Here is a 14,996-nt window from a genome sequence, read left to right on the forward strand (position 1 = left end):
AATTCTCAAACAGGTCGTTGTTAAAAAATAAATCTGCTTCGGCGGATTTTTTTTCGTTCATTTTTTACGACCACGCGGTTTCTCGCATAAAAAAACGGGGTAACCCGTTTCAGGTCCCCCGCTTAATCACTCACTATTTTAGCGCTGTAGTGAGAAACACAATCGCTTTACCCTCGGCTAATCTGCGTTGCCATATCCTTCAGCGCAGCACAGCGCAGCACAGCACAGCACAGCGAGCCTCCCCTGAGAACCTTATCTCAATACCTGGAAGCCATGAGTACCATCACGATCCAGCTGCGCGATCAGCCCACGCTCCCAGTCAAGATAGGCCTGTAAAGTCGCCGGGGAGATATCTTTGCCTTCATAAGGTCGCGGGTAGCGATCGACGCGTGGTAGCAGCAGCCGGGTTTCTCCGCTTTCCACCGGCAGACCGGCGGCTTTCCATGCGGTGTTACCCCCCTTCAGCGCCAGAACCGGTTTGCCGGTCAGCTGTTCCAGCTTCGGAATCGAATAGCGCGCCAGCAGGCTGCTGCCGCAGGTTACAACATAGCGTGCTGAATCCGGCAGCACGGCGGCTCCTTCGGTGGTCAGTACCGAACGCTGGAGCCACGCTGCCCCTGGAATATGCGCATTGGCGTAGTTGGTGCTGGTGGTGAAATCCAGTACCTGAATATCGCCGCCGGCAAGCAGGGCCGACAGCTCTGCGGGTTCAACTTCCGGCAGCGCAGGCTGCGGTGGAACCCGTGGTGACCAGCCGCCGGTGGCGCTGAAGTCCGCCTTGCTCAAACCATCGAGCACAAACGTCTGCCAGCCCAGCTGTGCCAGCCAGGACGCGCTGATATTGGCGCGTACGCCATCGCTATCGATCAGCACAATCCATGCACCGCGAACGCTGGCGTAATGATCGGTTTCCTGAAGCAGCTGCCCGCCGGGAACGTGACGTGAATCGGGTAAATGTCCCTGCTGATATTCCGCCTCATCGCGCACGTCAAACAGATAAAGCGTGTGTCGATCCTGCTGGCGCCAGACGTTCACATCGTCCAGCGTGGCGCGCTGTACCCCGGTTTTGTCTGCCAGGCTACGCGCGTGGCGTGCCGCATGCAGACGCGCCGTGTCACAGGCCTCGCCGTAACGATGCGTCTGATTCGCTTCCAGCTTCAGTCCTGCCCGCGTCCAGCCGAGGATGCCGTCACGCAGAGCGTAAACCGGGTTAGGCAGCCCGCTGTCAATCAACGACTGTGCGCCAATAATGCTGCGTGTGCGATCGGCGCTGATGACGACAATAGTGGTTTCCGGCGATGGAGCCAGATCCCGGCTACGCAGTACCAGCTCACCGCCGGGGACGCTAATGCTGCCGGGGATGCTTTGCGTCTGGTACTCGTCAAAACGTCGGGCATCCAGCAGCACCACGCTGCTACCTGCCCGCTGCAGGGCGTTGACCTCATCGGCGGTCAGCGACGGTGTTTTAGCCCGTTTCTCAACCAGTTCGCCAAACGCTTTGCTGGGGACATTGACGTCGCTGAACAGCTCTCCGCCCGCTTCGGTCCAGCCGGACAGTCCTCCTGCCAGCAGCGCAACGTCAAGATAGCCAATCTCGCGCAGTCTGGCGGCAGCTTCCTGTGCCAGTCCTTCACCGTTATCGTAAACGGTCACCGGTGTGGTCAGGCGGGGAACGCGGTTCAGGATCTCCAGGTCCAGCTTGGAAATAGAGATATTCACCGCAAACAGCGGATGTCCGCTGGCAAACTGGACTTCTTCCCGCACATCAACCAGCGCCACTTCCTGATGGTTTTGCAGAGCCAGTCGCAGTTGATGGTAGTCGCGGGTTAACAGAGTATTTTCAGCCATAAGAGGGTTCCAGACAGTCAGTGAAAGAGGCCGCTACTGTCGGAAATGAACGCTCTGCCGTTGAACGACTGGCCTTCATCAACAACAATCCGCAGTAAACGTCGAAGGGTGGCAATTCAGAGGGCCACACTAAGCCGGATTAAAAGGCGAGTGAAATCAATAATTGTTCGTTGTTAACCAGCAAATCAGCAATGTTGTGGCGCAGCGCGTGGCGATCGGGGGCGCGAAATGTCATCCGGTCGGTTGAGATGAGGTGATAACAGACGGCAAACGCCACAAGCGGATAGGATCATGACGGGCGGCAGGGGAAAGCGGACAGGGTAAGGATGATGTGACGGTGGAAAAGCAGTGACAGCATCAGACGGCGGTTTAACCAAATGAAAATCGGGGCCATCAGGCCCCGATCCGTGTTACAGCACCAGTCCGGCGATAGAAGCCGACAGCACGCTGACCAGCGTTGAGCCGTATAGCAGCTTCAGGCCGAAGCGGGAGACGACGTTACCCTGTTCTTCATTCAGGCCTTTAATCGCACCGGCAACAATACCGATCGAAGAGAAGTTAGCGAAGGAGACCAGGAACACTGACAGGATACCTTCCGCGCGCGGTGACAGCTGGGAGGCAATCTTCTGCAGATCCATCATTGCAACAAACTCGTTAGACACCAGTTTAGTTGCCATGATGCTGCCAACCTGCAGCGCTTCACCGGCAGGAACGCCCATCACCCAGGCAAACGGGAAGAACACGTAGCCGAGAATACCCTGGAAGCTGATACCGAAAATGGTATCAAACAGGGCATTAATACCGGAGATCAGCGCGATAAAGCCAATCAGCATTGCGGCTACGATAACCGCAACTTTGAAACCGGCAAGAATGTATTCACCCAGCATTTCAAAGAAACTCTGACCTTTGTGCGTATTATTCAGCTTCAGGTCTTCTTCGTTCTCAACGCGGTAAGGGTTGATTAACGACAGCACAATAAAGGTACTGAACATATTCAGGATCAGCGCAGCGACAACGTATTTAGGCTGCAGCATGGTCATGTAAGCACCCACAATCGACATAGAAACGGTCGACATCGCGGTTGCTGACATGGTGTACATACGGCGTTCGGACATTTTTCCGAGAATATCTTTATAGGCGATAAAGTTTTCTGACTGTCCCAAAATCAGCGAACTTACCGCGTTAAAGGATTCCAGTTTACCCATGCCGTTGATCTTCGACAGCACCGTACCGATTGCACGGATGATGATTGGCAGGATGCGGAAATGCTGCAGAATACCGATCAGCGCAGAGATAAAGACGATTGGGCACAGAACGTTAAGCCAGAAGAAGGCCAGGCCTTTGTCGCTCATATTACCGAAGACAAAGTTAGTACCTTCCGCTGCGTACTTCAGCAGTTTTTCGAACAGATCCGAGAAGCCTTTAACGAAGCCAAGACCGACTTCAGAGTTCAGGAAGAACCAGGCCAACAGAACTTCGATCACCAAAAGCTGGATAACGAAGCGGACGCGGATATTTTTTCGGTCGCGGCTGACCAGTAAGGCCAACAGCGCAACCACCGCCAGTGCCAGTGCAAAGTGCAGAATGCGGGACATGTTTGCTCCAATAATTTGAGGGCAGTTATATTTCGTTGCACATTCTATGTAACAAGGTTTGGAAAAACGAGACTTAATCCACAATATAACAATTATCTATTACAGCTTTTTGCAGAAAAGCATGAGCCGTCACAGGTTTTTCTCTTCACTCGCCGAAATTTCCCCTGCCTGGATCGTTTACTTCATACTACTTAGCGTAATCGCGGTGAAAAGGCGATGAAAAAAACACCCTGTATCTGGTAAGTGAATTCCGAATGCCCTACAGTGAAAGAGGTTGCTCAAATTTTAGCTTTGACGTACTGTAACTCAAAGTATAGCCAGTGCTATATTTCATAGCGATGGCTATCACAGCGATAACTACAATCATTACAAACGCGTTTAATAATCATTATCATATACGCCAGAGTAGCGTATCAGCCGCAGATCAGGGGTCACCACTATGCTGGAAAGTCGCACTGCGCAGCAGAGCGTCCGCAGTAACCGGAAAATTAAGTTTGCCTTGATGGGGCCTGCCTTCATCGCGGCGATCGGCTATATCGATCCCGGCAACTTCGCCACCAATATTCAGGCAGGTGCCTCCTACGGCTACAAATTGCTGTGGGTGGTGGTCTGGGCCAACATTATGGCGATGGTGATTCAGCTGATGTCGGCCAAGCTGGGCATCGCCACCGGCAAAAACCTGTGTGAGCATATTCGCGATCGTTTCCCCCGCCCGGCGGTCTGGTTCTACTGGGTGCAGGCAGAAATCATCGCGATGGCCACCGATCTTGCTGAGTTTATCGGTGCGGCGATCGGCTTTAAGCTGGTATTTGGCGTTAGCCTGCTGCAGGGTGCCATGCTCACCGGGGTGGCCACCTTCCTGATTCTGATGCTGCAAAACCGAGGTCAAAAGCCGCTTGAACTGGTGATTGGCGGCCTGCTGCTGTTTGTCGCCGCCGCCTACGTGATCGAGCTGTTTTTCTCCCAGCCGAAAGTGGTGGATTTACTTCAGGGCATGGCGGTGCCATCGCTGCCAACCGCTGACGCGGTACTGCTGGCCGCCGGGGTGCTGGGCGCGACCATTATGCCGCACGTGATCTACCTTCACTCTTCGCTGACCCAAAAGAGTGATGGCGGCACGCGCAGCGAGCGCTACAGTTCCACCAAGCTGGATGTGGCCGTGGCGATGACCATCGCCGGATTTGTTAACCTGGCGATGATGGCTACTGCCGCTGCCGCGTTTCACTTCAGCGGCCACAGCGGTATTGCCGATCTGGATGAGGCCTATCTCACCCTCGATCCTCTGCTGGGTAAAGCAGCGGCTGTGGTGTTTGGTCTGAGCCTGCTGGCTGCCGGTCTGTCATCAACGGTCGTCGGCACCATGGCCGGGCAGGTAGTGATGCAGGGCTTTATCCACTTCCATATCCCGCTGCTGGTACGTCGCGTTATTACCATGGTGCCGTCATTTATCGTCATCATTGCGGGCTGGGACCCGACCCGTATTCTGGTGATGAGCCAGGTGGTGCTGAGCTTTGGTATTGCGCTGGCGCTGGTGCCGCTGCTGGCGTTTACCGGCAACCGCGAACTGATGGGCGATATGGTGAACTCGCGTGTGATGCAGAACATTGGCCGGCTGATCGTGGTGATTGTGGTGGTGCTTAACGGCTATCTGCTGGTGTCGATGGCGACCGGCCTGTAGTGTCTTTGCGGTGTTAAAAAGGGCAATCCTTTGTGGATTGCCCTTTTTTTAGCTTCTTTTCAGGACATTAGTGATGATGACGGCGATCGCGATCGTATTCCCGCCATTCGCGGCGGCGTTCATGTTCCCGCCAGCGCCGCTCTTTCTCCCACAGATGATGGCGGCGCATCTCTTCATGGCGTCGCCACTGCTCGTGTCGCCACCAGCGCCCTTCATCGTAGCGATAGTTATTGCGCCACCAGCGGTCATCACGCCAGCGCCCGCCGTCCCAGTAGCGGCCCCGATCGTCACGGTCGCCCAAATGCAAGGTAATACCCGGAGCCAGAGTAATTCTTGCGCTGTCTGCCTGTGCTGTGTGCAGAGCCAGCGGTGATAAACATGCCACTAAAGCGGCAATCAACAATAAGCGTTTCATATTATCTCCTTATCAGCGGCCCGACTTCTCCACCGTATCAGCAGAATAGGGGCGGGTTTAGTGCGTGACGACTGGCGGAGTCTGAAATGCGGTAGAAGATGCGGATTTGGGAATTATCTGGGGCAAGAGTAGAAAACCGAACGGTCACGTGTCTGCTCTGCAGGCTTGATGGGGTAGAAAATGGCTGGTTGGAAGATGACTGAGTCAGCACAGTAAAATTGGCGACATGCCGTACTGTCTGAAAACCCGCGCTTCAGGTCGTGTTTTAACCTGAAGCGGCGGGAAACGGGCGGCAGTTCCTGATCGTAACCTGAAACGATATTTTGCTGGCGATCGCGGTGGGATAAGTTAAACCTGCGCAGCCAGCCAGCCAGCCAGCCAGCCAGCCAGCCAGCCAGCCAGCCAGCCAGCTAATCAGCCAAGAATCGCATCGATCTTTGCCAGCTCTTCTGTGCTAAAACTGCGGTTATCCAGCATTCCCAGCGCATCGTCTATCTGGCTGGTTTTACTGGCACCGATCAGCACCGATGTCACGCGGTCGCCGCGCAGCACCCAGGCCAGCGCCATCTGTGACAGTTTCTGCCCGCGCTGCTGCGCCAGCGAATTCAGCCGGCGAACCTTCTCCATCTTTTCGGCGGTCAGCTGATCTTCGCTCAGGAAGCGGCTACCGCTGGCGGCACGTGAATCCTCAGGAATACCGTTCAGATAGCGATCGGTCAGCATGCCTCCGGCCAGCGGTGAGAAGGCAATGCTGCCAACGCCCTGCTCGGACAGCACGTCCAGCAGGCCCGCTTCCGGCGCGCGTTCGAACATGGAATATTTCGGTTGATGGATAAGGCAGGGGGTACCCAAATCTTTCAGTATGGCGATGGCTTCGGCCGCCAGTGCCGCCGGATAGTTAGACAGCCCGACGTACAGCGCTTTCCCCTGACGTACCAGATGGTCGAGGGCGGTCATTGTCTCTTCCAGCGGGGTTTCCGGGTCCGGGCGGTGGTGGTAGAAGATATCGACGTATTCGAGATCCATACGCTTCAGGCTCTGGTCGAGGCTGGAAATCAGATACTTACGTGACCCCCAGTCGCCGTAGGGGCCGGGCCACATGGTGTATCCAGCCTTACTGGAAATAATCAGCTCATCGCGCCACGGACGAAAATCTTCCCGCAGGATACGGCCAAAATGCTCTTCGGCCGATCCCGGCGGTGGGCCGTAGTTGTTGGCCAGGTCGAAATGGGTGATACCGTTATCAAAGGCGTGGCGCAGCAGGTCACGACTGACGTCAACCCGGGTACTGTCGCCAAAATTATGCCATAGCCCCAGCGAAATCGCCGGAAGCTTCAGGCCGCTACGGCCGCAACGGTGGTAGGTCATATTTTGATAACGCTGTTCATCTGCCTGATAAAACATAAAAAAATCCCGTCAGTTAAGAAGAAATATGGCGACACAGCACATCAGTGTATACGGTTACACTCACAAAAATAGCGCCACGGATCGCAACTCAGGGAGAATTATTAGCGTAACGTTCTGTTGCCATTTCCCGCGCAGTCTTTCTGCTAACGAAGTGAAAATTATCGCTAATACTCAGCTTATGCCCCGCAGAGGAGTGTGAGCAATGAACAGTTATACCGTGGGTGATTATCTGCTGGAACGTTTGAATGAGACGGGCATTGACCATCTGTTTGGCGTGCCGGGCGACTACAATCTGCAATTTCTCGACAGCGTGATCGCCCATCCGCGACTGGCATGGGTTGGCTGCGCCAATGAGCTTAACGCCGCCTATGCTGCCGATGGCTATGCCCGCTGCCGGGGTGCCGCCGCACTGCTGACCACCTTCGGTGTTGGTGAGCTTAGCGCTATTAACGGTGTGGCCGGCAGCTATGCGGAGTATCTGCCGGTGGTGCATATTGTCGGTGCGCCGTCGCAGACCTCGCAGCACAACGCTGAATTACTGCATCACACGCTGGGCGACGGCGATTTCCGGCATTTTTTGCGCATGCATCAGGAAATCTCGGTGGCCAGCAGCGTGCTGACCGCCGATAACGCCGCGGCGGAAATCGATCGACTGCTGCGCTGCGCACTGACCGAGCATCGACCGGTGTACCTGCTGCTGGCCACCAACGTTGCGGCCAGCCCGATTTCACCGCCATCATCGCCTTTAGATCTGCGCATCAGCCGTCACGAACGGCAGCTGGCGGCGTTTGCCGACGCGGCAGAACAGTTGCTGGCCGAAGCCCGCAGCGTGGCGATGCTGGTGGACTTCCTTGCCAATCGGACAGGGCAGCAGGAGAGGCTGGCAAGCTGGCTACGGGAGGTGCCGATGCCCTTTGCCACTCTGCTGATGGGCAAAAGCGTGGTGCCCGAAAGCCTGTATGGCTTTGCCGGAACCTATGCCGGGGCATCCAGTGCGCAGAGCACCCGCGAGGTGATTGAGCAGAGCGAGGTGATTATCACCATTGGTGTCAAATTTACCGATACCGTCACGGCCGGGTTTACCCAGCAGATTGACAGCGGTAAAACCATCGATGTTGGCCTGAACGAATGTCGGGTACGGGAGCACTGTTTCCACGATATACCGATGGCGGCAGCGCTGGAGGTGCTGCATCGGCTGGCAAGGCGGCACGGCAGCGGCTGGCGGCAGCATATTGTCGCCCCTCCCGTGATGGAGGAAGATCGTTCGGTATCGCTAACCCAGGGCAGTTTCTGGCAGGCCATGCAGGCGTTCTTACGCCCCGGCGATATCGTTCTTGCCGATCAGGGAACCGCCGCGTTTGGCATTGCCGCGCTGCGGCTGCCGGAAAATACCCGCCTGATGGTGCAAACGCTGTGGGGATCGATTGGCTACACGCTGCCTGCCGCCTTTGGTGCTGCTACGGCAGAGCCTGGCCGCCGGGTAATCCTGATTATCGGCGACGGCTCCGCGCAGTTGACGGTGCAGGAGCTGGGCACCATGCTGCGCGATGGCCAGCATCCGATTATCTTTCTGCTTAATAACGATGGCTATACGGTGGAGCGGGCGATCCACGGTGCCGAACAGCGCTATAACGATATCGCCCGATGGAACTGGACGCATCTGACCGAGGCGCTGAGTCTGGACAACCCGGCGGAAAGCTGGCGGGTGACCCAAACGGTGCAGCTGGAAGACGTCATGCAGCTGGCTGCCGATAGTTCACGTTTATCGCTGGTGGAAGTGGTGCTGCCGCGAGCCGATATTCCGCCGATGCTGGCGGCGGTTACCCGCTCTTTGCACGAGCGCAACAACCGGTAACGGCGGCGATTGCAGCCGTTCTACTCGGTGAATAAACTGAAATTTTCCGAAAGGGCGGATTTTAGCCCGAAACGCTCACCTTTCTTCCCGGTGAGCGTTGTTGTTTTCGCAGTGGAAATTTATAGTGTGTCTACTTGATTAAGCGGAGCAAAACCATAATGACCCAGTATGCTTTGGTAGGTGATGTCGGCGGCACAAATGCGCGCCTGGCACTCTGTCATCTTGAAAGCGGTGCCATCTCACAGGCCAAAACGTTCTCCACCTCTGACTATGACAGTCTGGAAGCGGTAATCCGCACCTGGCGCGATGAACAGCAGCAGGAAATTCACGATGCCTGTATTGCTATCGCCTGTCCGATCACCGGTGACCGGGTTGAAATGACCAACCACGACTGGGCATTCTCCACCAGCGAGATGAAAGCCAGCCTCGGCCTGAAGCATCTGGAAATTATTAATGACTTTACCGCCGTGTCGATGGCGGTGCCGATGCTGCAGGAAGAGCATCTGCTGCAGTTCGGCGGCAAAGCGCCGGTGAAAGACAAACCGATTGCCATTTACGGTGCAGGAACCGGGCTGGGCGTTTCACACCTGGTGCACGTGGACAAGCGCTGGATCAGCCTGCCGGGCGAAGGCGGCCACGTGGATTTCGCGGCCAATAGCGAAGAAGAAGACCAGATCCTTGAAGTGCTGCGTGCCGAACTGGGCCACGTTTCCGCCGAGCGTATTCTCTCCGGCGGCGGTCTGGTGAATCTTTATCGCGCTATCGTGAAGTCAGACGGCCGCGTGCCGGAAGCGCTGAAGCCGAGCGACGTCACCGAGCGGGCGCTGGCCGACAGCTGCACCGATTGCCGCCGCGCGCTGTCGATGTTCTGCGTGATTATGGGTCGCTTTGGCGGCAACCTGGCGCTGAACCTCGGCACCTTTGGCGGTGTGTTTATCGCCGGCGGTATCGTGCCGCGCTTCCTCGATTTCTTTAAGGCTTCCGGCTTCCGCGCCGCCTTTGAAGATAAAGGCCGCTTTAAAGATTACGTTAGTGATATTCCGGTGTATCTGATCACCCACGATCAGCCAGGCCTGCTGGGTGCCGGTGCGCATCTGCGTCAGACGCTGGGCCAGGTACTGTAAACCACGGCTTCCACGCTGGCTGATGCGCAACTACAGGCGCATCAGCTGGCGAAACTCCTTCACCTTGCTGCGGCTTACCGGCACCTGAAACTCCAAATCGCGCAGTTTCAGAATGTAGGTATTGTTGAACCAGGGTTCAATCTCGCGGATTTTGCTGAGGTTGACGCAGTACGAACGATGACAGCGGAAGAAGTACTCCTCAGGCAGGCGGCTGCAAAACTCCGTCATGTTCATCGACATCACATACTCTTCCCGCCGGGTATATACAAACGTCAGCTTTTCGTGCGCTTCGGCATAATAAATATCGTTGATATCGGTCACGATAATGCGCTCGTCTTTCACCAGGTTGATACTGTGGGAAGCGGGGCGCGGAGTGGCGGTGTTTTGTACCGTGTCCTGACGAACGTGGTTTTCCAGTTTGCGCAGCAGGGTGATTATGCGCATCTCGTGGTACGGCTTAAGAATGTAGTCGAATGCTTCCAGTTCAAAAGCATCCACCGCGTGCTCTTTATAGGCGGTAATAAACACTATCAGCGGCTTATTGGCGAACTTACTGATGTTTTGCGCCAGCAGCATGCCGTCCAGCGAAGGAATATTGATATCCAGAAATATCACGTCCACCTGATGGCTTTGCAGATATTTCAGAACGTCCAGCCCGTCATCGAAGGTCGCTTCAATCACAATCTGGCTGTGCTGACGGATCAGCCAGCTCAGCTCCTGCTGGGCCAGAAATTCATCTTCAACAATAATCGCTTTCACAACGTTTTCCCGGTTTACAAAAATTATACCGACAGCGAAATACGCTCATTTTCCGGCAGGGATGCCCCATTTTTACTGATATAGAAGGAAATCTCCGTGCCCGGATTCAGCCGGTGGATATGCAGCCCCTCACCATACAGTAGCCTGACCCGATGATGAACGTTCAGCAGGCCGATTTTATTGCCCGGCATCTCATTATTCTCCACCCGGGCAATAACCTCTTCGGCGATACCGTTGCCGGTATCACGCACCGCAATCCGCACGCGATCGCCGTGATCCTGGATACTCAGCGTCACCACGCCTTTGCCCCGGCAGGGATGAATACCGTGAACAATCGCATTCTCGATCAGCGGCTGGATTAGCAGGCTGGGCAGCGAACAGCTGACATCTTCCTGAATATCGTAGATCACGGTTAGCTTATCGCCGAACCGTGCCTGCTCAATGGCGATGTAGTCCTTCACCTGATAAAGCTCTTTCTTGATATCAATGATTTCATCATCGTTCAGTTCAAGGTTGTAGCGCAGATAGCGGGAGAGGTTGGTAATCAACTGCCGCGCGGTGTCCGGATTGAGCCGAATAGAGGAAGAGATAGCATTCAGCGCATTAAACAGGAAGTGGGGGTTAATCTTGCTTTGCAGCGCCCGCAGCTCGGCCTTATTGGCCATTTCCCGCAGCTGTTCGGCGCGCGACACTTCCAGCTGGGTGGAGATGATCTGCGACAGGCCGATAGCCATCTCCTTAAGGGAAGAGGTAATGCGGTGTGCATGGCAGTAGTAAATTTTCAGGGTGCCGGTGACTTCCCCTTTTTCCCACAGCGGGATGACAATCATCGAATGGATTTCCGGCGTGCGATGAGCTTCATCATTGTTCTTAATGATGATTTTTCCCTCGGAAATCGCTGCCGAGGTGGTCGGGCTGATACCGTCATCGCCGTTGCGGTAGTTCTCTTCGCCAAAACCGACGTAGGCCATGATCTGATGCTTGTCGGTGATCGCCACGGCATCCGCTTTGATATCGCTGCGAATGATTTCACACACCTGTCGCAGGGAATGGCTGTTGATCTGACGGAACAGCGGCAGGGTTTTATTGGCAATATCCAGCGCCAGCTTGGCCTGCCGCGCCGCGCTGGCTTCCTTCTCGCCCTCAACGCTCTGCACCAGCAGCACGATCAGGCCGATACTGCTGGCCCCGAGGATCATCGGGATGGCGATCTCAGCAACGATATCAATCCCTAATGACGTCGGGGAAGCCCACAGCACAATCAGCAGCATGGTCAGCGATTCGCAGAGCATGCCGCCAACGATCCCGGCGCTCCAGCGTTTCTCTTTCACCACTTTCAGGTTAATCCAGCCGGAGGCGATCCCAGCCACGATGCTGGTAATCAGGCAGGGGACCGAGGTCACGCCGTGAATATCGATCAGAAAACGGTGTACCCCGGCAATCACGCCGGTAGCAATGCCTACCCAGGGGCCAAACAGGATACCGCCGGACATAATGGCAATCGTGCGCACGTTAACCAGCGAACCTTCAACGTTAATGCCGGTCCAGGTGCTGAACAGGGCAAACAGCGAGAAGATCGCCGTGACGGCGAACAGTTCCTGGCGCGAGTGCTCATCCTTTTGCAGCAGCTGGCGAAAATGGCGGGTGCGGGTCATAAAAAACAGACTGATAAGCATCAGCGCTGCGCGATCAAATACGGCGAGCAACATTTCAAACATAGAGTGCACGGGCGTCTCGGCTGACGGGGAGCAATGTCACTATGATAAGAAAAGGCGGGCGGATGCGCTATGGCTGTGGCAGGGTTCAGCGATATTGATGTGTTAATAGGGGAAAAGTTGAGTAACAAAAAGAGGATGTTGATATTCTCGACGACTTTGGGTTGGATTGACGATTTTTCACCGTTAATTGAGGAAAGTCCGTACTTTAAAAGGGGGTTATCGTCAAATTTCGTTCCGTATCGGCGGCTGGGAAGTAACGAATCCATTAATAGAGGAAAAACCGAGTGCTAAAAAGAGGATGTTGATTTTCAGCTTTGCGATATTAAAAATGCGTAGAAAACCATTCTCTGCAACATCCTCTGGCAAAGCTCATCGTAATCTTTTTTCCGCGATATGAATAACCCTGCTGACGATACTGAGATCCGCCAGCCAAATATAGATTTTGCGACGGTATCCTGTCGTTATCCGCACACTTTTTTGCTAACTTCACGTTATCAGTAAGTGAAAAGCGGCACTAAAAAAACAGCCGAAGAGTGGATTTTCCCTTTTTTTGAGATATCTATGCAACTGACCACCGAGCGACTCATTCTCACCCGGCTGCAGCCGGAAGACTGGCAGCTGTTTTTACAGGTGCACAGCGATGAAGCCAGCATGCGCTTTATCAGCGCCGTGCCGCAGCTGGCGGACATCCGTCAGCGCTTTCAGGACCGTCTGGCCCCCTGGCAGATCACCAGTTTCCATATGCTGTGCCTGGTGGTGCGGCGCAAAGAGGATGGTGAAGCGGTGGGGCTGATTGGCACCAATGCAGAATGGGCACCGTACCGACAGGCGGAAGTCGGCTATTCGCTGCTCAGCAGCTATTTTGGCCTCGGCTATGGCAGCGAGGCGCTGGCCGCGCTAAGCGAGTATTTGTTTCGCGAATGCGAGTTCCACAAGCTGAAGGCGCAGGTGGTGGAGGGCAACTGGGCGTCACGCCGGGTGCTGGAAAAAAACGGCTTCGAGCTGGAGGGCACGCTGCGGGATAATTATCTGCTGCGCGGGCAGTGGGTGAATGACTGGCTGTTTGGGCGCGTAAATCCGCTGGGATAAAAAATTTTATCCGGCCTATCGACAGCCGTCGGAATATTACGCTATGTTCGTTGCACGGCCACCGCAGTGGCCGGCGTCGCTCGGACGGTCCGGGCGCTAACGTAAGCGAGCAAAAATACTATGGCTGATATCAGTTCAACCCGTCGTTTCTCCCGTATCGAACGCCTCCCACCCTACGTGTTCAACATCACTGCTGAACTGAAGATGGCCGCACGCCGTCGTGGGGAAGATATTATCGATTTCAGCATGGGCAACCCTGATGGCCCGACGCCGCCGCACATTGTGGAAAAACTCTGCACCGTTGCCCAGCGCGAAGACACCCACGGCTATTCCACCTCGCGCGGCATTCCGCGCCTGCGCCGGGCGATTTCCCGCTGGTATGCCGATCGCTACCAGGTGGAGATTGACCCGGAATCGGAAGCCATTGTCACCATCGGATCGAAAGAGGGGCTGGCGCACCTGATGCTGGCAACACTCGATCACGGCGACACCGTACTGGTGCCCAATCCCAGCTACCCGATCCATATTTACGGCGCGGTGATTGCCGGTGCGCAGGTGCGTTCCGTGCCGCTGGTGGCGGGCGTCGACTTCTTTAACGAACTCGAACGCGCCATTCGCGAAAGCTATCCCAAGCCGAAAATGATGATCCTCGGCTTCCCGTCCAACCCGACCGCACAGTGCGTGGAGCTGGACTTCTTCGAGCGGGTCATCGCTCTGGCGAAGCAGTACAACGTGCTGGTGGTCCACGATCTGGCCTATGCCGATATCGTCTATGACGGCTGGAAAGCGCCGTCGATTATGGAAGTCCCGGGCGCGCGTGACGTGGCGGTCGAGTTCTTCACCCTGTCAAAAAGCTACAATATGGCCGGCTGGCGTATCGGTTTTATGGTGGGGAATAAAGATCTGGTTGCGGCGCTTGCGCGTATCAAAAGCTATCACGACTACGGCACCTTTACGCCGTTGCAGGTCGCAGCCATTGCCGCGCTGGAAGGCGATCAGCAGTGCGTACGCGATATTGCCGAGCAGTACAAGCGCCGCCGTGATGTGCTGGTGAAAGGGCTGCACGAAGCGGGGTGGATGGTCGACAACCCTAAAGCTTCAATGTACGTCTGGGCCAAAATTCCCGAGCAGTACGCTCATCTGGGATCGCTGGAATTCGCCAAGCTGCTGCTACAGGAAGCTAAAGTCTGCGTTTCTCCGGGAATTGGTTTCGGTGACTACGGTGACACCCACGTACGCTTTGCGCTGATTGAGAACAGCGACCGCATTCGCCAGGCGGTAAGAGGGATTAAAACCATGTTCCGGGCAGATGGCATTTTGCCATCTGCCGCGAAAGGTAGCGCGGAAACGCTCTGACCGCGAGCGAGATAAATCAATAAGGGTCAGGCATGCCTGACCCTCTTTTCGGGAAGATCTACAGCATCAGATAAAAGGTGCCGACCCACAGTACCAGGATAAACGAAATTCCCATAAACGCGTATTTCACGAACAGCTCCTCTGCGCGGTTA

12 protein-coding genes are annotated in these 14,996 nt (G+C 55.4%); 5 read left to right on the forward strand and 7 right to left on the reverse strand.

Annotated features, from left to right (window positions below; translation table 11 throughout):
- Positions 1-252: 252 nt before the first annotated feature.
- Entirely contained in the window at positions 253-1,848 is a 1,596-nt protein-coding gene (locus OMR58_RS13235) for a rhodanese-like domain-containing protein (RefSeq protein ID WP_264546164.1), read from the reverse strand.
- 410 nt (positions 1,849-2,258) lie between these two features.
- Positions 2,259-3,443, reverse strand: coding sequence for a NupC/NupG family nucleoside CNT transporter (locus tag OMR58_RS13240; RefSeq protein WP_105593323.1), 1,185 nt, complete (start codon positions 3,441-3,443; stop codon positions 2,259-2,261).
- Positions 3,444-3,882: 439 nt separating this feature from the next.
- Here OMR58_RS13240 and OMR58_RS13245 point away from each other — a divergent pair, with 439 nt between their 5' ends.
- Entirely contained in the window at positions 3,883-5,121 is a 1,239-nt protein-coding gene (locus OMR58_RS13245; RefSeq protein ID WP_264546165.1) for an Nramp family divalent metal transporter, read from the forward strand.
- A gap of 67 nt (positions 5,122-5,188) precedes the next feature.
- On the opposite strand, the gene OMR58_RS13250 is transcribed toward OMR58_RS13245, so the two are convergent.
- Both OMR58_RS13250 and mgrA read right to left on the reverse strand, forming a co-directional pair.
- Positions 5,189-5,536 carry a DUF2502 domain-containing protein gene (locus tag OMR58_RS13250; protein WP_264546166.1) on the reverse strand — a complete coding sequence of 116 codons (348 nt, stop codon included), beginning with the start codon at positions 5,534-5,536 and terminating at the stop codon, positions 5,189-5,191.
- Positions 5,537-5,950: 414 nt separating this feature from the next.
- Positions 5,951-6,940 carry an L-glyceraldehyde 3-phosphate reductase gene (gene mgrA, locus OMR58_RS13255; RefSeq protein ID WP_264546167.1) on the reverse strand — a complete coding sequence of 330 codons (990 nt, stop codon included), beginning with the start codon at positions 6,938-6,940 and terminating at the stop codon, positions 5,951-5,953.
- Between the two features lie 205 nt (positions 6,941-7,145).
- Between mgrA and OMR58_RS13260 the strand changes: the two genes are divergently transcribed.
- Together OMR58_RS13260 and glk are read left to right on the forward strand one after the other, a co-directional pair.
- Positions 7,146-8,798: an alpha-keto acid decarboxylase family protein gene (locus OMR58_RS13260; protein WP_264546168.1), complete on the forward strand. Its 1,653-nt coding sequence runs from the start codon at positions 7,146-7,148 to the stop codon at positions 8,796-8,798.
- A 158-nt stretch (positions 8,799-8,956) separates the two neighbouring features.
- Positions 8,957-9,922 carry a glucokinase gene (gene glk, locus OMR58_RS13265; protein ID WP_200547872.1) on the forward strand — a complete coding sequence of 322 codons (966 nt, stop codon included), beginning with the start codon at positions 8,957-8,959 and terminating at the stop codon, positions 9,920-9,922.
- 30 nt (positions 9,923-9,952) lie between these two features.
- On the opposite strand, the gene OMR58_RS13270 is transcribed toward glk, so the two are convergent.
- Both OMR58_RS13270 and OMR58_RS13275 read right to left on the reverse strand, forming a co-directional pair.
- Entirely contained in the window at positions 9,953-10,681 is a 729-nt protein-coding gene (locus tag OMR58_RS13270; RefSeq protein ID WP_105593329.1) for a LytR/AlgR family response regulator transcription factor, read from the reverse strand.
- A gap of 23 nt (positions 10,682-10,704) precedes the next feature.
- Positions 10,705-12,390 carry a sensor histidine kinase gene (locus OMR58_RS13275; RefSeq protein WP_105593362.1) on the reverse strand — a complete coding sequence of 562 codons (1,686 nt, stop codon included), beginning with the start codon at positions 12,388-12,390 and terminating at the stop codon, positions 10,705-10,707.
- A gap of 570 nt (positions 12,391-12,960) precedes the next feature.
- On the opposite strand from OMR58_RS13275, the gene OMR58_RS13280 reads away from it, so the two are divergent.
- On the forward strand, positions 12,961-13,488 hold the full coding sequence (locus tag OMR58_RS13280; RefSeq protein ID WP_200547871.1) for a GNAT family N-acetyltransferase: 528 nt from the start codon (positions 12,961-12,963) through the stop codon (positions 13,486-13,488).
- Positions 13,489-13,608: 120 nt separating this feature from the next.
- Complete coding sequence (alaC, locus tag OMR58_RS13285) at positions 13,609-14,844, forward strand: alanine transaminase (protein ID WP_105593331.1); 1,236 nt, start codon at positions 13,609-13,611, stop codon at positions 14,842-14,844.
- A gap of 58 nt (positions 14,845-14,902) precedes the next feature.
- On the opposite strand, the gene ypdK is transcribed toward alaC, so the two are convergent.
- Complete coding sequence (ypdK, locus tag OMR58_RS26050; RefSeq protein WP_105593363.1) at positions 14,903-14,974, reverse strand: membrane protein YpdK; 72 nt, start codon at positions 14,972-14,974, stop codon at positions 14,903-14,905.
- Between the last annotated feature and the right edge of the window lie 22 nt (positions 14,975-14,996).

Origin of the sequence: Erwinia sp. INIA01 (assembly GCF_025947915.1) — a bacterium.
Classification (GTDB): domain Bacteria; phylum Pseudomonadota; class Gammaproteobacteria; order Enterobacterales; family Enterobacteriaceae; genus Erwinia; species Erwinia coffeiphila.

What these genes read in the sequence shown, in the direction of transcription:
- OMR58_RS13280 (WP_200547871.1), top strand. Translation starts at nt 12,961, where the DNA reads ATGCAACTGACCACCGAGCGACTCATTCTCACCCGGCTGCAGCCGGAA.
- OMR58_RS13250 (WP_264546166.1), bottom strand. Translation starts at nt 5,536, where the DNA reads ATGAAACGCTTATTGTTGATTGCCGCTTTAGTGGCATGTTTATCACCG.
- glk (WP_200547872.1), top strand. Translation starts at nt 8,957, where the DNA reads ATGACCCAGTATGCTTTGGTAGGTGATGTCGGCGGCACAAATGCGCGC.
- OMR58_RS13260 (WP_264546168.1), top strand. Translation starts at nt 7,146, where the DNA reads ATGAACAGTTATACCGTGGGTGATTATCTGCTGGAACGTTTGAATGAG.
- mgrA (WP_264546167.1), bottom strand. Translation starts at nt 6,940, where the DNA reads ATGTTTTATCAGGCAGATGAACAGCGTTATCAAAATATGACCTACCAC.
- alaC (WP_105593331.1), top strand. Translation starts at nt 13,609, where the DNA reads ATGGCTGATATCAGTTCAACCCGTCGTTTCTCCCGTATCGAACGCCTC.
- OMR58_RS13245 (WP_264546165.1), top strand. Translation starts at nt 3,883, where the DNA reads ATGCTGGAAAGTCGCACTGCGCAGCAGAGCGTCCGCAGTAACCGGAAA.
- OMR58_RS13240 (WP_105593323.1), bottom strand. Translation starts at nt 3,443, where the DNA reads ATGTCCCGCATTCTGCACTTTGCACTGGCACTGGCGGTGGTTGCGCTG.
- OMR58_RS13235 (WP_264546164.1), bottom strand. Translation starts at nt 1,848, where the DNA reads ATGGCTGAAAATACTCTGTTAACCCGCGACTACCATCAACTGCGACTG.
- OMR58_RS13275 (WP_105593362.1), bottom strand. Translation starts at nt 12,390, where the DNA reads ATGTTGCTCGCCGTATTTGATCGCGCAGCGCTGATGCTTATCAGTCTG.